General features: G+C 72.9%; 19 protein-coding genes and 1 pseudogene. 11 read left to right on the forward strand and 9 right to left on the reverse strand.

Annotation, left to right across the window (positions count from 1 at the left end; all coding sequences use genetic code 11):
- A pseudogene (locus NH602_RS14165) lies at nt 1–287 on the reverse strand (hypothetical protein); the annotation flags it as partial.
- 644 nt (nt 288–931) lie between these two features.
- On the opposite strand from NH602_RS14165, the gene NH602_RS14170 reads away from it, so the two are divergent.
- Nucleotides 932–1,135: a cold-shock protein gene (locus NH602_RS14170; protein ID WP_020627638.1), complete on the forward strand. Its 204-nt coding sequence runs from the start codon at nt 932–934 to the stop codon at nt 1,133–1,135.
- 78 nt (nt 1,136–1,213) lie between these two features.
- Here the strand turns inward: NH602_RS14170 and NH602_RS14175 are convergent, their stop codons facing one another.
- Entirely contained in the window at nt 1,214–2,014 is an 801-nt protein-coding gene (locus tag NH602_RS14175; RefSeq protein ID WP_073577885.1) for a tryptophan-rich sensory protein, read from the reverse strand.
- Between the two features lie 153 nt (nt 2,015–2,167).
- Here NH602_RS14175 and NH602_RS14180 point away from each other — a divergent pair, with 153 nt between their 5' ends.
- The 6 genes from NH602_RS14180 (at nt 2,168) to lon (ending at nt 8,906) form a co-directional block, all read left to right on the forward strand.
- Nucleotides 2,168–2,860 carry a bifunctional DNA primase/polymerase gene (locus NH602_RS14180; protein ID WP_343934229.1) on the forward strand — a complete coding sequence of 231 codons (693 nt, stop codon included), beginning with the start codon at nt 2,168–2,170 and terminating at the stop codon, nt 2,858–2,860.
- Between the two features lie 281 nt (nt 2,861–3,141).
- The gene (locus tag NH602_RS14185; protein WP_374210171.1) at nt 3,142–4,485 is read left to right on the forward strand and encodes a DUF445 domain-containing protein; all 1,344 of its coding nucleotides are present in this window, start codon (nt 3,142–3,144) and stop codon (nt 4,483–4,485) included.
- 159 nt (nt 4,486–4,644) lie between these two features.
- On the forward strand, nt 4,645–5,109 hold the full coding sequence (locus NH602_RS14190) for a helix-turn-helix domain-containing protein (protein WP_253068055.1): 465 nt from the start codon (nt 4,645–4,647) through the stop codon (nt 5,107–5,109).
- Between the two features lie 5 nt (nt 5,110–5,114).
- Nucleotides 5,115–5,843: a hypothetical protein gene (locus tag NH602_RS14195; RefSeq protein ID WP_073577939.1), complete on the forward strand. Its 729-nt coding sequence runs from the start codon at nt 5,115–5,117 to the stop codon at nt 5,841–5,843.
- Nucleotides 5,844–5,993: 150 nt separating this feature from the next.
- Nucleotides 5,994–6,305, forward strand: a complete 312-nt coding sequence (locus tag NH602_RS14200) for a DUF2516 family protein (protein WP_373324065.1) — start codon at nt 5,994–5,996, stop codon at nt 6,303–6,305.
- A 258-nt stretch (nt 6,306–6,563) separates the two neighbouring features.
- Nucleotides 6,564–8,906 carry an endopeptidase La gene (gene lon / locus NH602_RS14205; protein WP_202416343.1) on the forward strand — a complete coding sequence of 781 codons (2,343 nt, stop codon included), beginning with the start codon at nt 6,564–6,566 and terminating at the stop codon, nt 8,904–8,906.
- A 163-nt stretch (nt 8,907–9,069) separates the two neighbouring features.
- Here the strand turns inward: lon and NH602_RS14210 are convergent, their stop codons facing one another.
- The 3 genes from NH602_RS14210 to NH602_RS14220 all read right to left on the reverse strand — a co-directional run bounded on the left by NH602_RS14210 (nt 9,070) and on the right by NH602_RS14220 (nt 11,556).
- Nucleotides 9,070–9,987, reverse strand: coding sequence for a DUF559 domain-containing protein (locus NH602_RS14210; RefSeq protein WP_253068056.1), 918 nt, complete (start codon nt 9,985–9,987; stop codon nt 9,070–9,072).
- Between the two features lie 199 nt (nt 9,988–10,186).
- Nucleotides 10,187–11,059 (reverse strand): formyltetrahydrofolate deformylase, encoded by an 873-nt coding sequence (gene purU / locus NH602_RS14215; protein ID WP_073577883.1) that lies wholly within the window; start codon nt 11,057–11,059, stop codon nt 10,187–10,189.
- Nucleotides 11,059–11,556 (reverse strand): DUF2505 domain-containing protein, encoded by a 498-nt coding sequence (locus tag NH602_RS14220; RefSeq protein WP_253068057.1) that lies wholly within the window; start codon nt 11,554–11,556, stop codon nt 11,059–11,061. The genes purU and NH602_RS14220 overlap by 1 nt, the downstream gene beginning before the upstream one ends.
- Before the next feature lie 56 nt (nt 11,557–11,612).
- On the opposite strand from NH602_RS14220, the gene NH602_RS14225 reads away from it, so the two are divergent.
- The 3 genes from NH602_RS14225 (at nt 11,613) to NH602_RS14235 (ending at nt 14,130) form a co-directional block, all read left to right on the forward strand.
- Nucleotides 11,613–12,629 (forward strand): UDP-N-acetylmuramate dehydrogenase, encoded by a 1,017-nt coding sequence (locus NH602_RS14225; protein WP_253068061.1) that lies wholly within the window; start codon nt 11,613–11,615, stop codon nt 12,627–12,629.
- A gap of 132 nt (nt 12,630–12,761) precedes the next feature.
- The gene (locus tag NH602_RS14230; RefSeq protein WP_253068058.1) at nt 12,762–13,934 is read left to right on the forward strand and encodes an Ig-like domain-containing protein; all 1,173 of its coding nucleotides are present in this window, start codon (nt 12,762–12,764) and stop codon (nt 13,932–13,934) included.
- Nucleotides 13,935–13,950: 16 nt separating this feature from the next.
- The gene (locus tag NH602_RS14235; protein ID WP_208827061.1) at nt 13,951–14,130 is read left to right on the forward strand and encodes a hypothetical protein; all 180 of its coding nucleotides are present in this window, start codon (nt 13,951–13,953) and stop codon (nt 14,128–14,130) included.
- On the opposite strand, the gene NH602_RS14240 is transcribed toward NH602_RS14235, so the two are convergent.
- Nucleotides 14,127–14,864 (reverse strand): SDR family NAD(P)-dependent oxidoreductase, encoded by a 738-nt coding sequence (locus NH602_RS14240; protein ID WP_251787205.1) that lies wholly within the window; start codon nt 14,862–14,864, stop codon nt 14,127–14,129. The genes NH602_RS14235 and NH602_RS14240 overlap by 4 nt on opposite strands.
- A gap of 17 nt (nt 14,865–14,881) precedes the next feature.
- Nucleotides 14,882–15,190 (reverse strand): DUF2530 domain-containing protein, encoded by a 309-nt coding sequence (locus NH602_RS14245; RefSeq protein ID WP_083659035.1) that lies wholly within the window; start codon nt 15,188–15,190, stop codon nt 14,882–14,884.
- A 65-nt stretch (nt 15,191–15,255) separates the two neighbouring features.
- On the opposite strand from NH602_RS14245, the gene NH602_RS14250 reads away from it, so the two are divergent.
- Nucleotides 15,256–16,689: an NCS2 family permease gene (locus tag NH602_RS14250; RefSeq protein WP_073577878.1), complete on the forward strand. Its 1,434-nt coding sequence runs from the start codon at nt 15,256–15,258 to the stop codon at nt 16,687–16,689.
- 160 nt (nt 16,690–16,849) lie between these two features.
- On the opposite strand, the gene NH602_RS14255 is transcribed toward NH602_RS14250, so the two are convergent.
- Both NH602_RS14255 and NH602_RS14260 read right to left on the reverse strand, forming a co-directional pair.
- On the reverse strand, nt 16,850–17,764 hold the full coding sequence (locus NH602_RS14255) for a family 16 glycosylhydrolase (protein WP_179761207.1): 915 nt from the start codon (nt 17,762–17,764) through the stop codon (nt 16,850–16,852).
- 185 nt (nt 17,765–17,949) lie between these two features.
- On the reverse strand, nt 17,950–18,774 hold an 825-nt coding region (locus NH602_RS14260), incomplete at its 5' end, for a glycoside hydrolase family 16 protein (protein ID WP_253068059.1).

Raw genomic sequence — 18,774 nt, forward strand, 5'->3', positions numbered from 1 at the left:
GGCGCGCCGGGGACGGCCGGAGCTGCCGGGACGGCCGGGGCGCCCGGAGCCGCGGGGACGCCCGGGGTCGGCACGTCCTGGACGGGGACGGTGGTGTCGGTGGGCGTCGCCGGGGCGGTCGCCGCGCCGTTCCCGAAGAGCGTGTCGAACAACCGGTCCAGCGGGCCGTCGGACACCGCGGCGGGCGCGTGGGTGACGGTCGTGGCCGGGGCGACCGGGGTGGAGGCACGAACGGGCTCGGCCGCGCCGGCCACGCCGGCGCCGTACACACCCAGGGTGCCGATCATGAGGGTCAGGGCGACGGAAGTGGTGACTCGGGATCGCACGGTCTCTCCAGTTCGCTGTGCTGCTGCACGGGGTGACGGACGGCGCTGAGCTTGCGGTCACCGGGCGTCGTCCACCAGTGACCCGATCGTGGCCACACGAGTCACAAGGGCCCCACCGGTCACGCTGTGAGCAGATCGCACCGCAGCGCACCCGGAACGGGCGACCCCGTCCGGGGCTGTGCGGGGCCGCCGGGCGGGCCCGGGCCGCCGTCGCCACCCGAACCGGGGAGGACGTGCGCCCGGCGCTCACCCGACGGCGTGGAACTCGTCCCGCGCTCACCCGTTCGGGACGGTGATGACCGCCCGTTGCCGATCGACGGCCCGGATCTCACATTCCGTGATCGCGCCGGAGGAGCTCGACGGGCGGTCGGCGCCGCGGAACGGGCCCGTGCGGGGGCGTCGAGTGAGGACGGTCGACGTGCCGGAGAGCCGTGGTAGCGTCCGCGTCGGTTGCAGTCGTTCTTCTCCGATCGCCGCGAAGCGTCCGTGTGAAGTTGTGACGGTGGGCGTCGTCGATCGGTGCTGAGGTGCCACGACGGTGTCCACGCGACCTCCGGCTCTTGCTGTGAGGGCCGGAACCGCTCCATCTGAGAAGGACACACGCTATGCCGCAGGGCACCGTCAAGTGGTTCAACGCCGAGAAGGGCTTCGGCTTCATCGCCACCGACGACGAGGGACCGGACGTCTTCGTCCACTACTCCGCCATCGAGTCGAACGGATTCCGCACGCTGGAGGAGAACCAGCGCGTCGACTTCCAGGCCAGCCAGGGCAAGAAGGGCCCGCAGGCCGACTCGGTCCGCGTGATCTGAGCTTCTGCGCGGGCACGACCCGCGCACCGCGACGGCGCCGGCTCCCCTCGGGGACCGGCGCCGTCGTCGTCCCCGGGGTCAGCCGAAGGCCGCCCGCAGCCCCTCCCTCGCCCGCAGCGCCGCCGCGACGACCACCGCCACGACGCCGATCGCCGCGACCACGGTCACCGGCACCGTCCCGGTCGTCGCGGACTCGACCGCGATCCAGACCAGCGCCCAGGCGGCCGTCGCCGCGTAGGGCAGCGTCGCCGTCGTCCGCCGGGTCGCGACGCCCGCGGCCAGCACGCCGGCACCGAGGAGCGCCGCGGCCGTCACCGGGCCGAGCGGCGCGCCCCAATAGGTCAGCGTCACCGAGAACCCGGCCACGGTCGCGAGTGACACCCAGCCCGTGTAGAAGGCCAGCGGGCCGTGCAGGAGTGCCCGGTCGGCCACTCCCTCGGCGGGGAACGCGGCGAGCCGGTGCAGCACCACGGCCAGGGTCACCAGCAGTGCCACGATCAGCAGCTGCGCGGTGCCCAGGAGCTCCTGGGAGAACACGACGATCCAGCCCGCGTTGAGCGCCGCCGTCGCCACGAACAGCCAGCCGGTCGCCCGGTGCACCGGGCGCGACCGCTGCCCGGGCAGCGACTGGTACACCGCGTACACGAGCAGGGCCAGGTAGATGAGGCCCCACACGGAGAACGCCACCGTCGCCGGGGTGACCAGTGAGGGGTAGCGGTCGCTGAGCACCCGCTGCGACTCCCCGAACGTCCCGCTGCCGCCGAGCGAGCCCGCCACCGCCTGCAGTACCGCCGCGGCGAGCACCGCCCAGGTGCGTGCCGTGTCCATCCCGGTGGCCGGGCCTGCCGTGCGGCCCGCCCTCGCCGTCGTCGACGCCATGTCCAGTCCTTCCGATCGTCGCAACCATCTCGATGATAAAGACAATCGACGCACGAGGCATGTCGAGCGGTACGACGACCGGCGTTGCGCCGGACGGCGGCGGGGTTGCCACCGGTCGTCGGTCCGCTGGGCCCGGTCACCCGTCGTTCACCGGTGGCCGCGACGCCGTGCGGTCGGCGTTCCCCGCTCGTCTCGCCGCTGCGCACCCTCGCCGCGCACCCCTCGCGAACTCGTGCACGGAGCCCGATCCTGGTGGTGTACTTCACAGGGAAAGCGGCACCACAGGGGTTGTCGCACAAGCGGAAGGAAGTGACCTCCATGTCCTGGTGGGACAGCTACCGAGCCGTCTACGGCGCGGAGCTGCGAGCGGCTGCTCGCGAGTACGCCGACCACGGTTGGCCGCTCGTGCCGGGGCCGGGCGCGGAGGTCATGCTCGCGACGGGCGACGTGCTCGACGTGGTCGAGGTCCCGGCGGCCATCGGTCGGCAGGTCTGCCGGACGCTGCGTGAGGCCGGCGAGGTCGTGCCGGTCGCCGCGACGCCCGAGGGGACCTGGTGGTTCCCGATGAGCCCGCGGCACGCGCTCCCGGCCGAGCTGAGCCTGCACACCGACGTCGTGCTGCACACCGACGGCATCGGCGTCGTCGCCCCGCCGACCGAGCGTCCCGAGGGCTGGGTGCAGTGGCGCGTGGCCCCGGCGCGGGTCGGCTACCGGGTGCCCGAGGCCGCGGTCGTCGTCGAAGCGGTCTGCGACGCGGTGCGCCGTCGCGACAGTGAGCAGTCCCTGCCCGACGAGCAGGAGGCGCGGGCCGAGCAGCCCGGCGTCCCGAGCGCCCTGCGGCGCTGACCCTCCCGCGCGGCCCGGACGGAACCGAGGATCCGGCCCGCGCGACCGCGTACCGCCCGCCCGAATCCGTCCCGATGTCGTCTCCGCAGGTCTCCGCGGGACGCCGGGAGCGGCCGGGCGGTGCGCACCGGAAGCGGCGCCCGAGGGGGCACTTCTCCCTCGCCGCGCAGCCGCTCCACCGGCCACGGCCGGGTCCGGCGGGACATCCCCCGGACCCGGCCGGGGACCCGTACCGCGCGCCCCCGGCGCCCGTTGTCGGTGTCCCCGGGCACTATGGGTGTGTGCAGACCTCCCGCGCGCCGGAGCGCCCGACCCCCGTCCCGCAGCGGGACCGCACCATCGGGTCCGTTCCCGACGTCCCCCTCGGCGGCTTCGGCCCCGGTGACGAACAGAAGCGGCGCGACCTGCGGCGCATGAAGGCCGTCGCCACCGGGTTCCTCCTCGGCGCGACGGTCGTGTTCTTCGTCGCGAAGTACTTCGAGGTCGTCCGCGGTGTCCCCGGGGCGGACTACGTCCGGGCCGCCGCCGAGGCCGGCATGGTCGGTGCGCTCGCCGACTGGTTCGCGGTGACCGCGCTGTTCCGGCACCCGTTGCGGATCCCGATCCCGCACACCGCGATCATCCCGCGCAAGAAGGACATGATCGGTGACAGCCTCGGGGACTTCGTCGGGGAGAACTTCCTGTCCGAGTCCGTCGTCCGCGACAAGCTCGAGCGGATCGGGGTCAGCGAGTCGGTCGGGCGGTGGATCGCCGAGCAGCACAACGCCGACCGGATCACCACCGAGCTGGTCACCGCCGCGCGGGCCCTCGTGACGGTGCTGCGCGACGAGGACGTGCAGAACGTCATCGAGACCGTCGCGGTCCGCAAGCTGATGGAGATTCCGGTCGGTCCGCCGATGGGCAAGGCGCTGGAGGGCGTCCTGGCCGACGGCGCCCACCGCAGGCTGGTCGACCTCGTCTGCGACCGCGCCTACGACTGGGTCGCCGACAACCAGGAGATGGTCCTGCGGGTGGTGCACGACCGCGCGCCGTCCTGGACCCCGCGCTTCGTCGACGACCTCGTGGCCGACAAGCTGTTCGCCGAGATCCGCGGCTACGCCTGGGCCGTCAAGACCGACCCGGAGCACCCGCTGCGGCACGCCGTCGACCGCTACCTCGCGGAGTTCGCCCGCGACCTGCAGCACGACGAGACGACGATGGAGCGCGCCGAGCAGGTCAAGCGCCAGGTCGTCGAGCATCCGGAGGTGCAGCACTTCATCGGCCGCGCCTGGACGGTCGTGAAGTCCATGGTCCTCGACGCCGCCGACGACCCGTCGAACGAGCTGCGCCTGCGCGTGCGCGACGGCCTCATGGCCTTCGGGCGGAGACTGGGCCGCGACGTCGAGCTGCGCGCGAAGCTCGACGGCTGGCTGGCGGACGCTGCGTCGTACGTCGTGCGGCACTACCGGCACCAGATCACCACCTTGATCACCGAGACCGTCGCCCGCTGGGACGCGGAGGAGACCTCGCGCAAGATCGAGCTCCAGGTGGGCCGCGACCTGCAGTGGATCCGGATCAACGGCACCGTCGTGGGGGCGCTCGCCGGCCTGGTCATCCACGCCGTGGGGGAGCTCGTCATCGGGTGATCGGTCGGGTGTCCCCGGATGACATCGCACCGTCACCGGACCGTCACCGACGTGGCGCACGCCACGTGACCAGCGCTAGCACTGTGCTTGCAGGAGCTAGCAGTGCCGCGTACGGTCGGTTCCGTCAGTGAGGAACGGATCGAGACGGAGGTGAGACGGATGGCCACCGAGCGCAAGCACGGAGAGCGTGAGTCCGTCGAACCCGTCGAGCGCGTCGCGCAGGCCGTCGAGAGCGTCGGTCAGACCGTGGGGCACGCGGTGGAGGACATCGGGTCCTACATCCGCGCCCAGCGCGAGGCCGCCCAGGTCTCCATGCGGCAGCTGGCCCGCACCGCGGGCGTCAGCAACCCGTATCTCAGCCAGGTCGAGCGCGGACTGCGCAAGCCGTCCGCCGAGATACTGCAGCAGATCGCCAAGGGGCTGCGGATCTCCGCCGAGGCGCTGTACGTCCGCGCCGGGATCCTCGAGGAGCGGCCCGCCGGTCAGGTGACCGACGCGGTGCTCACCGATCCGACTCTCAACGAGCGGCAGAAACGTGTGCTGCTCGACGTCTACGAGTCCTTTCGCAGCGAGAACGGCCTCTCTGCCGGCACCACCGACACCCCCACCGATACGAGGAAGTGATCACCATGGCCGTGAACCTCCCCACCAGCGCCGACGTGCAGAAGCTGCGCGAGCAGACCGCCGAGCAGGCCGAGGTCGTCCGCACCCCGCTGCTCGCCGTGCTCGGCGCCGGCGACTTCGCCGTCACCACCGTGAGCAAGGCCGTCACCGACGCCCGCTCCACCGCCACCAAGCGCGCCGAGGAGGTGCAGACCCGCGTCCAGGAGCTCCCCGACGAGCTCAAGGAGCTCCGCGGCAAGCTGTCCTCGGACAACATCCGCAAGCAGGTCGAGGAGTTCCGCTCCGAGGTCGAGGGCGTCTACGTCGGGTTCGCCCAGCGCGGTGAGAAGGCCTGGGGCCGGATCCGCAAGCAGCCGCAGGTCAAGCAGGCCATCGCGACCGTCGAGGGTCTGACCGAGAAGTTCGACACCCGCGTCGACGAGTTCGTGGACGAGACCCACGACGTCGCCGTCAAGACCCTGGGTACGGTCACCACGCAGACCCGCTCGGTCGGTGAGAAGGTCGCCCGCCGCGCCCAGACCGCCGCGAGCGAGGCCGCCGAGGCCGTCACCGAGGTCTCGAAGGAGGCCGCCGAGGCGATCGAGGAGGCCGGCGACGAGGTCGCGTCGACCACGCGTTCGACCGCGCGCCGCACCGCCGCCAAGACCGACCCGAAGACCGCCACCGGCGCGAAGGTCCCGGCTCGCAAGCCGACCACCCGCCGCGGCACCTCGACGGCGTCGGCCAAGAAGTGACACCCGCCGGGCCCCGTGCCCGGTGAGTACGACCCGCGCCCCCGGCCGATCCCGATCGGCCGGGGGCGCCGTCGTGTGCGGATGCGGATCGTTCCGCCCGGATCCGGCGCCGGACGTGACCGGCGCCCGGGTTGTCCGTACTCTGGCCGGGTGTTGTCACTGCCAGGTGCCCCCGATGAACTGATCATCTTCGTGATCAAGTGGATCATGGTGGTGGTCGGCGGGTTCTCGTTCGGGCACGCACTGATGCAACGTGCGGACGCCTTCACCGCGGCGGGCAAGCTCACCAAGAACGCCTGGCTGGGCATCACCGGCGTCGCGCTGCTGCTTCTGATCATCACGAACGGCCCGATGTTCGGCGGTGCCATGTTCTGGCTGGCCGCCACCGTCGCGACGCTGGTCTACCTGGTCGACGTCAAGCCCGCGGTGATGGAGGTGCAGGGCGGCGGACCGCGCTGGTGAACCCCCCCGGTCCTCGGGACGCTCACAACCGTCCCGGCGCTGGACCGGCCTGACCTGCTCGCGGAGCCCGTCGCCGTCCCGCCGTCGCCCTGACCGGGATGGCCTACGGTCCCGAGCGCGACCCGGTCACGCATCGGTGGCCCCGCGGTACGCGGTGTTCCCACGGCCGCCGTCACGTGCTCCGGTGTCCGCGTTCGCCCTGAGCGGACACGACTCAACTCCGGGAAGCGGAGGGCCCTCCGTGTGGTTGGGCAGGACATGAGTGACGTGCTGACGCTCCCGGTCCTGCCTCTCGACGACGCCGTGGTCCTGCCCGGCATGGTCGTCCCCGTCCGCCTCGACGACTCCGACACCCGTGCCGCGGTGGACGCGGCCACCGCCGCGGCCCAGGACCGCGACGACGGGAGACGGGTGCTCGTCGTGCCCCGCATCGACGGCCGCTACGGCGCCATCGGCGTCGTCGCCGTGCTCGAGCAGATCGGCAGGCTCCCCAACGGGGACCGGGCCGCCGTCGTGCGGGGTGAGCGGCGCGCCCGCATCGGGTCGGGGGTCTCCGGCCCCGGCGCGGCGCTCTGGGTCGAGGCCGAGCCGGTCGACGCCGGCGAGCCCACCGGCCGCACCCACGAGCTCGCCCGCGAGTACAAGGCTCTGGTGGTCGGGATCCTGCAGCAGCGGGGGGCCTGGCAGGTCATCGACTCCGTGCAGCAGACCGACGACCCGGGCGCGCTCGCCGACCTCGCCGGGTGGGCGTCGTGGCTGGACGTCGCGCACAAGGCCGAGCTGCTCGCCGAGACCGACCTCGACGCCCGGCTGGAGAAGCTCCTGGGCTGGACCAAGGAGCACGTCGCCGAGCAGGAGGTCACCGAGAAGATCTCGAACGACGTCCGCGAGGGCATGGAGAAGCAGCAGCGCGAGTTCCTGCTCCGCCAGCAGCTCGCCGCGATCCGCAAGGAGCTCGGTGAGGACGACCCGGAGGGCTCCGACGACTACCGCGCCCGCGTGGAGGCCGCCGACCTGCCCGACGAGGTCCGCAAGGCCGCGCTGACCGAGGTCGGCAAGCTGGAACGTTCCTCGGACCAGAGCCCGGAGTCCGGCTGGATCCGGACCTGGCTCGACACCGTCCTCGACATCCCGTGGAGCACCGCGACCACCGACTCGTCGGACCTCGTGGAGGCCCGTCGCATCCTCGACGCCGACCACGCCGGTCTCGACGACGTGAAGGAGCGCCTCGTCGAGTTCCTCGCCGTGCGCGCCCGCCGCGAGCGCAAGGGCCTCGACACCGTCGGCGGCCGCGGCTCGGGCGCGGTGCTCTCGCTGGTCGGCCCGCCCGGCGTCGGCAAGACGTCGTTGGGGGAGTCGGTCGCCCGCGCGCTCGGCCGGAACTTCGTCCGCGTCGCGCTCGGCGGCGTCCGGGACGAGGCGGAGATCCGCGGTCACCGGCGCACCTACGTCGGCGCGCTGCCCGGCCGGATCGTCCGCGCCATCCGCGAGGCCGGCTCGATGAATCCCGTCGTGCTGCTCGACGAGATCGACAAGGTCGGCAGCGACTTCCGCGGTGACCCGACCGCGGCGCTGCTGGAGGTCCTCGACCCGGCGCAGAACCACACGTTCCGCGACCACTACCTGGAGGTCGACCTCGACCTGTCGAACGTCCTGTTCCTGGCGACGGCGAACGACGGCTCCGGGATCCCCGGCCCGCTGGCCGACCGCATGGAGATCGTGACGCTCGACGGCTACACCGAGCCGGAGAAGGTCGCGATCGCCCGTGACCACCTGCTGCCGCGCCAGGTCGCCAAGGCCGGTCTCGACGACGGCGACGTCGAGTTCACCGACGTCGCGCTGTCGATGATCGCCGCCGAGTACACCCGGGAGGCCGGGGTCCGGCAGTTGGAGCGGGGCCTGGCGAAGGTGCTGCGGAAGGTGGCCGTCCAGCTGGACGCGTCGGAGACCGAGCGCCCGGTGCACGTCGACGCCGACGCGCTCGTCACCTACCTCGGCCGTCCGCGGTTCACGCCGGAGTCGGCCGAGCGGACCTCGGTGCCGGGCGTCGCGACCGGGCTGGCGGTGACCGGTGCCGGTGGTGACGTGCTGTTCATCGAGGCCACCTCGATGGACGGCGAGCCGGGCCTGCAGATCACCGGGCAGCTGGGCGAGGTGATGACCGAGTCCGTCTCGATCGCGCTGTCCTACCTGCGCTCGCGCGGGCTGGCCGGTGACCTCGCGTCGCGCAAGCTGCACGTGCACGTCCCGGCCGGTGCGGTCCCGAAGGACGGCCCGTCCGCCGGCGTCACGATGACGACGGCGCTGGCGTCGCTGGCCTCCGGGCGTTCCGTCCGGAGCTCGGTCGGCATGACCGGCGAGGTGACGCTGCAGGGCAAGGTCCTGCCCATCGGCGGGGTGAAGCAGAAGCTGCTCGCCGCGCACCGGGCCGGGCTGACCGACGTGATCATCCCGAAGCGCAACGAGCCGGACCTGGACGACGTCCCGGCCGCGGTCCGCGAGGAGCTGCGGGTGCACCCGGTCGCCGACGTCTCCGAGGTCCTGGCGATCGCCCTGGAGCCCGCCCACGACGCGGCGACGGCCGAGCAGTCCGCGGCCTGATCTCCGTCCGACCCACGGCGTGAGCCGTACGATCCGGCGCCCGTTCCGCAGCACGCGGGGCGGGCGCCGTCGTGTGCGCGCCCCGCCGGTACGCCCCGCTCCGCGCGTCGCGAGCGCCCGTCCTCGCGCAGCTGTTCCTACGGGAAGTTCGCCGAGATGCAGCTCAGCGGGAACTGTCGATCTCCACGGCCCGCTGAGCTGCATCTCGGCGAGTGCGGTCGAGGGCCTGGCCCACCTCGGCGACGATCTCGTCGGGCCGTCGGTGCATGTCCGGGGCGGTGTAGCGCAGCACCCGCCACCCCGCCGCGACGAGCCGGGTGTGCCGTTGTGCGTCGGCGCGGGCCGCCTCGGGCGTCGCGAAGTGGCCGCCGCCGTCGTACTCGACGCCGAGGTGGTGGTCCGGGTAGGCCAGGTCCAGCCACAGCGCCGTGCGCCGGACGTCGTCGAGGACCGGGTGCTGGGGCACCGGCCGCGGGAGGCCACCCCGGACGAGGACCAGCCGGAGCCGGGTCTCGGGCGGGGAGCCGGCGCGCGGGTCGGCCCACACCGACGCGTCGACGACCCGCCGGACACCCCGGGCGTGGGCGTGCCGGACCGCGAGGTTCAGCAGCACGTCCGGGGCGAACGATTCGCGGGACAGCGCGTCGACGGCGACGACACCCTCGGTCGGTGACAGACGCCGCGCCAGGTCGAACGCGGTGCGGACACGCGTGGTGACCCGTACGCCGCGGACCTCGGTCACCTCGTCCGGGTGCAGGACGTCGCGACGGACGAGCACACCCTCACGGGAGCGGGCTCCGGGGTGCGCCGCGCCGACGGTCACCTCGGCCGGTGCAGCCCACGGGGCGCGCGACGCGCCGAGCAGCTCGGCGGCCGAGTACCCGCTGAGCACGGCGTCCGGCCCGGCCCAGCAGTGCGCCGCGAGCGAGCGGAGCCGTAGGTCGGGGCGCAGGTCGGCCGGCGCGTAGGTGTCCGGGAGCAGCCGGCGGTAGCGGGGCCCTCGCAGGAGGTCGGGGGTGACGAGACCCGCCGCCACGGCCGCGGTCCCGCGGAACACCTCGGGCCATCCGGGGATCGTCACGTGCTGATCGTGCGCCGGCTGCCCCGGCCGTCGGACCGGATCGGCCGGACTCCGTCGCCATCGCGAATGAAGGACGTACGCCGAGATGCAGCTCAGCGGGCCACGGAGATCCACAATTCCCGCTGAGATGCATCTCGGCGACATTCCGCTGCGCGCGACCCGATCCGGCCGGGCCGGGCCGGGCGGCAGGGCTGCGGGCTCAGCGGAAGACGACGGTCCGGTTGCCCTGGATCAGCACCCGGTCCTCCAGGTGCCACCGCAGCCCCCGGGCCAGCACCAGGCGCTCGATGTCGCGTCCCCGTCGCACCATGTCGGTCGCGGTGTCCCCGTGGTCGACGCGGGCGACGTCCTGCTCGATGATCGGGCCCGCGTCGAGGTCGGCGGTCGCGTAGTGGCAGGTCGCGCCGATCAGCTTGACCCCGCGCCGGTGGGCCTGGTGGTAGGGCCGCGCCCCGGCGAAGGACGGCAGGAAGCTGTGGTGGATGTTGATCGCCCGCCCGGCCCAGGCCTCGCACAGGTGCGCGGGCAGGACCTGCATGAAGCGGGCGAGGACGATCGCGTCGGGGGAGTCGTCGTCGACGAGCTTGCGGATCTCCTCGAACGCGGTGACCTTGCCCTGCTCGCGGGCCGGGTCGCCGGGCGCGGGGAAGGGTACGTGGTGGAACGGCACCCCGTGCGCGGCGACGACCGGCTCCAGCGACGTGTGGTTGCCGATCACGCGGGTGATCTCCACCGGCAGCTCGCCCGCCCACACCCGGCCGAGGATGTCGTGCAGGCAGTGCTGGTCGCGGGTCACCAGCAGCACGGCGCGCTTGCGGACGCCGGTGTCGGAGATGCGGTGCTCACCGCCCAGCTCGGCGGCGACCGGGGCGAACCGGGCGCGGAGCTCGTCGACGTCGAAGGGGACCGACGCGGCGTCGACGACCTGGCGGGTGCAGAACACCCCGGCCTCGACGTCGGCGTGGTACGCGGCCTCGGTGATCGAGGCGCCGAGGTCGGCGAGGAACGTGCTGATCCGCGCGACGATGCCGGTGCGGTCCGGGCAGGACAGGGTGATCACGTAGTGGGACATCAGGAGATCCGGGAGAGGGTGAACTGGGTCTCGGCGGCGAGCAGCTGCTCGATCTGCCCGGCGACCGCCTGCTCGATCTTCGCACCCACCAGCGGGACCTTGACCGTGACCTCGGCCCGGATCCGGACCTCGCTGCCGCCGTCGACGTCGGCGATCCGCATCACCGACCGCGCGGTGGCGGGGGTGCCGATGACCTTCACGGAGCCGGTGCCGTCGTAGACGCCCTCGCTGCCGGCCCGCCACTGCTCGCTGCGGTCGATCTGCAGGTCCCCGCCGGGTACGAACGACGACACGATCGACGGCAGGTGCTCGCCCGGGATCCCGTGCCGCAGTGTGTAGCGGACGCCGTCGGCGGTGGTCTCGTAGGCGGTCACCCCGGCCCCGGGGCCGCCGATGTGATGCAGCTGCTCCTCCAGGAGATCGCGGTCGACCATCGCCGCGTAGACCTTCGAGGCCGGATGCGCGGACGTTGCGCGGTAGTCGATCGAGCGCGGCATGGGCGAAGGCTACCGTTGCGGTCGTGAGTTCCCCCGCTCCGACAACGGTCGACCCGATGCTCAGTGCGCACACCACACTGCGCCTCGGCGGACCGGCCTCCCGCATCGTGCGCGCCGAGGGCGCGGCCGAGGTGGTCGACGCCGTCGCCGCGGCCGACCGGGCCGGGGAACGGGTGCTGCTGGTGGGCGGCGGGTCGAACCTCGTCGTCGCCGACGCCGGGTTCGACGGGACCGCCGTGCTGCTGGCGGGGCGCGGGATCGGCCACGAGCGCGACGGCGACCGGGTGCTGCTGACCGTCGAGGCCGGTGAGGACTGGGACGACGTCGTCGCCGCGACCGTCGCCGACGGGCTCGGCGGGCTGGAGTGCCTGTCCGGTATCCCCGGGCGGACCGGCGCGACCCCGGTGCAGAACGTGGGCGCCTACGGCGTCGAGGTCGCCGACCTGCTCGTCGACGTCGACCTCTACGACCGGCGCACCGGCACCGTCCGCGAGCACGTGCCCGCCTCCGAACTGGGGCTCGCCTACCGCACGAGCGTCCTCAAGGGCAGCGACGACGCGATCGTCCTGCGGGTGCGCTTCGCGCTGCACGCCGACGGCCGCTCCGCCCCGATCCGCTACGGCGAGCTCGCCCGCACCCTCGGCGTCGACCCGGAGACGCGGACCGATCCGGCCGCCGTCCGTGAGGCGGTGCTCGGGCTGCGCCGTGGCAAGGGCATGGTCCTCGACGCCGAGGACCACGACACCTGGTCGGCCGGCTCGTTCTTCACCAACCCGATCCTGCCCACGGACCGGGCGCCGCAGGTCGACGGCCTGGCCGCGTGGCCCGCGGGAGAGGGCCGGGTCAAGCTCAGCGCCGCCGGGCTGATCCAGAACGCCGGGTTCGGCCGCGGGCACGCCGGCCCCGGCGGCCGGGTGTCGCTGTCGACGCGGCACGTCCTGGCCCTGACCCACCGCGGCGACGGGACGACGGCCGACCTGCTGGCCCTGGCCCGTGAGGTGCAGGGCGGCGTCGCCGAGCGGTTCGGCGTCACCCTGCATCCCGAACCGGTGCTGGTGGACTGCACCGTCTGACACCCTCTGTACATCGACGTCCGGTTCGCGTTGCGCCGCACGGGGGAGCACCGTCCTCCTGCCGATCACGTGGACCGGATCCCGGCGTACGGTCGGTGCGCAACGCAGGAGATCGAGTACGCGGGGGAACGGTTGCGACGGGTACTGATCGTCGTGGTGGTGCTGATCGGCGCGCTGGGCGTCGTCGGGGCGGTGGCCCTCGCGGCCCCGCCGCAGGACCCGGCGGTGCCGCAGGCCGCCCCGGCCCCGGCCGGGCCACAGGTGAGCTACCAGCCGGCCGCGTCGGCGTCGTCGGTGAACCCGGCACAGCCGGTCTCGGTCCGCGCGGCGGGCGGCACGCTCGACGGGGTGTCGCTGACCGACCCGGACGGCGACGCCGTCGACGGCGCGCTGTCCCCGGACCGCACCACCTGGACCAGCAGCGGTGATCTGGACTTCGCCTCCACCTACACCTGGCACGGGCGCGCCGTCGCACCGGACGGCACGGCGACCCCCGTGCAGGGCACCGTCGCGACGCTGGAGCCCGTCCACACCGTGCGCGGCACCCTGAACATCGGCGACGACCGCACCGTCGGCATCGCCGCGCCGATCGAGATCCAGTTCGACCGGCACGTCGAGGACCGCGCCGCGATCGAGAAGGTCCTGGAGGTCACGACCTCGAAGGAGGTCGAGGGCGCGTGGGGCTGGCTGCCCGACGAGAACGGCGGCTCGCGCGTGCACTGGCGGCCGAAGGAGTACTGGCCGTCGGGCACGAAGGTGACCGTGGACGCGCCGCTCAAGGGCGTCGACTACGGCGGCGGCAGCTACGGCGCCGAGGACCTAACCACGTCGTTCGCGATCGGCCGCGCCCAGATCGTCGAGGCCGACGCCCGATCGTTCCGGATGATCGTGATCCGGGACGGCAAGCAGATCGCGGACTACCCGGCGTCCTACGGCCTGGCCGACGACCCGAACCGCAACACGCGCTCGGGCATCCACGTCGTCACCGAGAAGTTCACCGACAAGCGGATGGTCTCGCAGCAGTACGGCTACGACGTCGTCGAGAAGTGGGCCGTCCGGATGAGCAACAACGGCGAGTTCATCCACGCCAACCCGGTGTCGGCCGCCGCGCAGGGGGCCGCGAACGTCACCCACGGCTGCGTGAACCTGTCGGTCGAGAACGCCAAGGCGTACTACGACTCCGTCCTCTACGGCGACCCGGTCGAGGTCACCGGCACCCCCGTGCAGCTCTCCGCCCGCGACGGCGACCTGTGGGACTGGACGCTGTCCTGGGAGAAGTGGAAGGGGTTGTCGGCGCTGTCCTAGCGGGTACCCGCCCGCCATGAGCGTTCCCGACGACCGCGCCGCCAGCCGTTCCACCCCGCTCCCGGAGGAGGAGGGCACCGAACCCGGTGCCGAACAGATCCTGCGCGAGTCCGAGGAGCGGATCGCCGGCGCCGCCCGGAGCGAGAGCCCCGGTGACGACGCCGACCAGAACCGCCGGTCGGAGGAGACCCTCTAGCGCCGGTGCCGCCGCGTGCCCGACGCCTGGTCACGCGGCTTGAGCACGATCTGGTCCAGGTTGACGTGCGACGGGCGGGTCGCGGCGAAGACGATCGTGTCGGCGACGTCGTCGGCGGTCAGCGGGGTCAGGCCCTCGTAGACCTTCGCCGCCTTCTCCGCGTCGCCCAGCCGCACCTCGGAGAACTCGGTCTCCACCATGCCGGGGCAGATCTCGGTGATCCGGATCGGCTCGCCGAGCAGCTCCCCGCGCAGGGTGCGGTGCAGCATCGCCTGGGCGTGCTTGGCGCCGGTGTAGCCGGCGCCGTTGTCGTAGAAGTCCAGCGCGGCGATCGAGGTCACCGTGACGATGTGCCCGTCGCCCGACGCCCGCAGCTTCGGCAGGAACGCCTGCGTCAGACGCAGCGTGCCGGCGACGTTGGTCTCCCACATCCAGCGCCAGTCGTCCTCGTCGGCGTCGGCGACGGGCTCCAGGCCCTTCGCGCCGCCGGCGTTGTTGACCAGCAGCTTCGCCTCGGGCACGGCGTCGGCGAACGCGCGGACGGACTCCCGGTCGGTGACGTCGAGGGACAGCGCCGTGCCGTCGATCTCCTTCGCGATCTCCTCGCAGCGCTCCACCCGGCGCGCCCCCAGCACGACGTGGAAGCCGGCGGCGCCGAGCGCTCGGGCGGTGGCGGCGCCGATCCCGGAGGAGGCCCCGGTGACGACGGCGGTCGGACGGTCGTTCGCGGTCATGCCGATGAGCCTATGACCTACCTCGGCTCGACGCCGCGCTGCGCCGACCGGTCCCCGCGGCGGGCGGCGGCCCGCTGCGCCGAGAACACCGCGGCGCCGAACAGGCCGACGCCGACACCGGCGATGCAGGTCCAGAACCACGCCCCCGCGCCGTCCGCGGGGCCGAAGCCGGAACCGGTGACCATCACGACCGCGGCGGCGACGCCCGCGCCGACCGCCCACAGCAGCATCCCGCCGAGGATCACCGGCGGGGACTCGTAGAAGCGCGCCGGCAACGGCGGCGGGGGCGGGGGGTCGCTCGCGCGCTCGCTGTCGTGGGCCGTCACGGGGCCGTAGCCTAAACGGTGCACGGACGGAACCCGCAGTGTTGCACCGCGTCTAGTGTGTCGCCGTGATCGAGCGCCTGTTCCGCGTGTCCGAGCGCGGCTCCACCGTCTCCCGCGAGCTACGCGGGGGTCTCGTCACGTTCATGGCGATGGCCTACATCATCGTCCTGAACCCGCTGATCCTCGGCAGCGTCACGCCGGGCGACCCGTCGGCCAAGGCCGACGCGCTGGGCGGGATCCTCCCGGTCGCGCAGGTCGCCGCGGTGACCGCCCTGGTCGCGGGCGTGATGACCATCATCTTCGGCGTCGTCGCGAACTACCCGTTCGCGATCGCCACCGGCCTGGGGATCAACACCCTGCTGGCGGTGACCATCGCGCCGCTGATGACCTGGCCCGAGGCGATGGGCCTGGTCGTCATCAACGGCGTCATCATCGTGATCCTCGCCCTGACCGGCTTCCGGACGGCGGTGTTCAACGCCGTCCCCACCGAGCTCAAGACGGCGATCGCGGTCGGCATCGGCGCGTTCATCGCGCTGATCGGCCTGGTCGACTCCGGCTTCGTGCGCCGGCTGCCCGACGCGGCCAACACCACGGTCCCGGTCGGACTGGGCACCGGCGGCTCCATCGCCTCCTGGCCGACGTTCGTCTTCGTCGTCGGACTGATCATCGTCGGTGTGCTCGTCGCCCGCGGTGTCCGTGCGGGCATCCTCATCGGCGTCGTGGTGAACACGATCATCGCGATCGTCGTCGAGGCGATCGTCCGGGTCGGCCCCGGCGGCCCGACCAACCCCGGCGGCTGGTCGCTGGCCGTGCCCGCCATCCCGGACCGGATCGTCGGGCTGCCGGACCTGTCGCTGGTCGGGCAGGTCTCGCTCGGAGCGTTCTCCCGGCTCGACGTCATCACCGTCGTCCTGCTGATCTTCACCCTGGTGCTGGCGAACTTCTTCGACGCGATGGGCACGCTCACCGGTCTCGGCCGCCAGGCGGGCCTGACCGACTCCGACGACAAGCTCCCGGACGTCGGGAAGGCGCTGGTCGTCGAGGGCGCGGGCGCGGTCGCCGGTGGTGTGGGGTCGGCGTCGTCGAACACGATCTTCGTGGAGTCCGCGGCCGGCATCGCCGAGGGCGCGCGGACCGGTCTGGCCAACGTGCTGACCGGTGTCCTGTTCCTGCTGGCGATGTTCTTCACGCCGCTGTACGCGATCGTCCCGGTGGAGGCCGCGGCCCCGGCGCTGGTCGTCGTCGGCGCGCTGATGTTCCGCCAGATCACCTCGGTCTCGCTCGACGACCTGCGCACCGCGATCCCGGTGTTCCTGACGATCACGGTCATGCCGTTCACCTACTCGATCGCGAACGGCATCGGCGCCGGTTTCATCAGCTACGTCGCGCTCGCCGCGGCCACCGGTCGCGCGCGGCAGGTCCACCCGCTGATGTGGGTCGTGGCGGTGCTGTTCGTGGGGTACTTCGGCGTGGGACCGTTGCGGGAACTGCTCGGCTGAGAACCCGCGCTTGCGCCCGCGACGAAGGTTAGGCTAACCTCAATCTCGTCGCTTCGTGGTGGGAGCGGCGCGTCAGTTCGGGACAGGAGAAGGCCCCGGACCCCACAGGGTCCGGGGCCTCCTTCTTTCCCCAGTCACACCCGATCCGCCGCCGAGCGGGTCAGGGCGCGTAGATGCGGACCCAGTCGACCTGGAAGTCGAGCGAGTCCGGCGTGGTCGCGTCCGGCGCCGGGATCCAGTCGTCGCCGTAGGGGCCGATGTCCTGCTGCATCGCCAGGTGCATCGACCGCGGCGGGATCTGCTCCGGATCGGTGGTGCGGAAGACCTCGGCGCCGTCGATGTAGAACACGACCCGGTCGGGCAGCCACTCGACGGCGTAGGTGTGCCACTGCGTGAAGTCGCCGCGGACGGTCTTGCCGACCTGGCTGTTGTCCTCGCCGTAGTGGACGATCGTGTGCGTCTCGTTGCGCTGCGGCTTCGGGATCTCCATGAAGTTGAGCTCGCCGCCCTCGGGCCAGTCCTCGGCGTCCGGCCAGAGCAGCGCCACGTCGCCGTAGCCGACGGCGGGGTTGGTCTTCGCCCGGATCTCCCAGCGGCCGTACTGCTGGCCGCCGCGCCAGGCCAGACCGGCGGACGTGCGCCCCCGGCTGGTCAGGACGAGCTCACCGTTGCGCACGGAGATGTTCTCCGCGAGGTGCCGACCGTTGCCGCCGGTGGTCTCCCCGGTGTACGGGCTCCAGCGCGTGCGATCGAGCGCGGCGCCGTCGAACTCGTCGTGGTCGGTGAGACGCCAGCCGTTGCGCACCGCCGCCTCGGTGTCCGAGCGCGACGCGGGGTCGAGCTCGCCGACCTCGGTCGGGCGTTCCTGGTCGTGCATCCCGCCCGGCGGCGTCGCCGGGGCCGACGGTGCGGGCGTCGGGGTCGAGGAGCCGGTGAGCAGCGATGGGTCGGTGGCGACGGTGACGACACCGGCCAGCACGGCCAGACCCGCCACGATGCCGACGACGGCGGGCCAGCGGCGTCGCGACGGTGCCTCGGGGTCGTGCTCGGGCTCCTGCTCCGTCTGTTCCGGCACGACCCCCTCCTCACTCGTCGACGGTGGGTCGGCGGCAGCCTAGGAGGGGACGGCTGTGGGGGAGCTGAGAAGTCCGGGCCACCTCCCGCGGCGGGGTCGGCCGGGTGCTCCATGATCGACGGTTGTGGAGCGCAGGGTGCGCTTCGCGTACCTCCGTACTCCACAACCGGTGATCATGGTCGGACTCAACCGGTCGAGCCCGTGGTCCCCCCGCTGCCGGTGGCGCTGCCGCCGTCCGCAGCTCCGCCGTTCGCTCCGCCGGCGGCGCCCCCGTCGAGGGTGTACTGGCGGACCCAGTCGACCTGCATCTGCGTCTCCTTCCCCGACCCGCCCTTGGGGAACCAGTCGAGCTGGATGCACAGGTGCATCGGCCCCGGCGGCTGCACCTTCTGTTCGGTGGTCTCGAACCACTTCTCGCCGTCGACGTAGGCGGTGATCCGGTCCGGCGTCCACTCCAGGGCCCAGTTGTGCCACTGCGTCGCGTCGATCTCGACCGAGCCCTCGACCTGGGAGTTGTCCGCGCCGTAGTGGAAGAACGCGTTGGTCTTCTGCCGCTCGGGGTCCATCATCTCCATGAAGTCGAGCTCGCCGCCCTCGGGCCAGTTCTCCGCGGTGGGCCAGAGCAGAAGCAGGGCGTTGTACGACGGGTCCCCGACCGGCGCGCGCACCCGCCCCTCCCAGCGTCCGTACTGCTGGGAGCCCTCCTTCCACGCCATGCCCGCGGTGTTGCCCTGGCTGTCGCCGGTGATCGTCAGGACGCCGTCGGCCACCGCGGCCGCGTCCGGGGTACGACGGCCGTTGCCCGCGTGCCCGGCGCCGTCGTAGATGCTCCAGCCGTCGGTGCCGTTGTCGAACTCGTCGGCACGGACCGGCCGGCCCCAGCCCAGCTTCGCCGCCGCGGTGGTGCCCTCGGCCGCCGTCGCACCGCCCGCCTCCGGGGTGCTCCCGGTGGCGGGCGCGGGATCGGCCGCGCCACCCGAGCCGGTGGGGCAGGGGGCGGGGGTGGTCCG

The organism is Pseudonocardia sp. McavD-2-B (assembly GCF_024124365.1).
GTDB classification, from domain to species: Bacteria; Actinomycetota; Actinomycetes; order Mycobacteriales; family Pseudonocardiaceae; genus Pseudonocardia; species Pseudonocardia alni.

Bases quoted from the DNA above. Each gene is read 5' to 3' on its own strand.
- NH602_RS14170 (WP_020627638.1), top strand. From the start codon at position 932: ATGCCGCAGGGCACCGTCAAGTGGTTCAACGCCGAGAAGGGCTTCGGC.
- NH602_RS14175 (WP_073577885.1), bottom strand. From the start codon at position 2,014: ATGGCGTCGACGACGGCGAGGGCGGGCCGCACGGCAGGCCCGGCCACC.
- NH602_RS14190 (WP_253068055.1), top strand. From the start codon at position 4,645: ATGGCCACCGAGCGCAAGCACGGAGAGCGTGAGTCCGTCGAACCCGTC.
- NH602_RS14195 (WP_073577939.1), top strand. From the start codon at position 5,115: ATGGCCGTGAACCTCCCCACCAGCGCCGACGTGCAGAAGCTGCGCGAG.
- lon (WP_202416343.1), top strand. From the start codon at position 6,564: ATGAGTGACGTGCTGACGCTCCCGGTCCTGCCTCTCGACGACGCCGTG.
- purU (WP_073577883.1), bottom strand. From the start codon at position 11,059: ATGTCCCACTACGTGATCACCCTGTCCTGCCCGGACCGCACCGGCATC.
- NH602_RS14220 (WP_253068057.1), bottom strand. From the start codon at position 11,556: ATGCCGCGCTCGATCGACTACCGCGCAACGTCCGCGCATCCGGCCTCG.
- NH602_RS14225 (WP_253068061.1), top strand. From the start codon at position 11,613: ATGCTCAGTGCGCACACCACACTGCGCCTCGGCGGACCGGCCTCCCGC.
- NH602_RS14235 (WP_208827061.1), top strand. From the start codon at position 13,951: ATGAGCGTTCCCGACGACCGCGCCGCCAGCCGTTCCACCCCGCTCCCG.
- NH602_RS14240 (WP_251787205.1), bottom strand. From the start codon at position 14,864: ATGACCGCGAACGACCGTCCGACCGCCGTCGTCACCGGGGCCTCCTCC.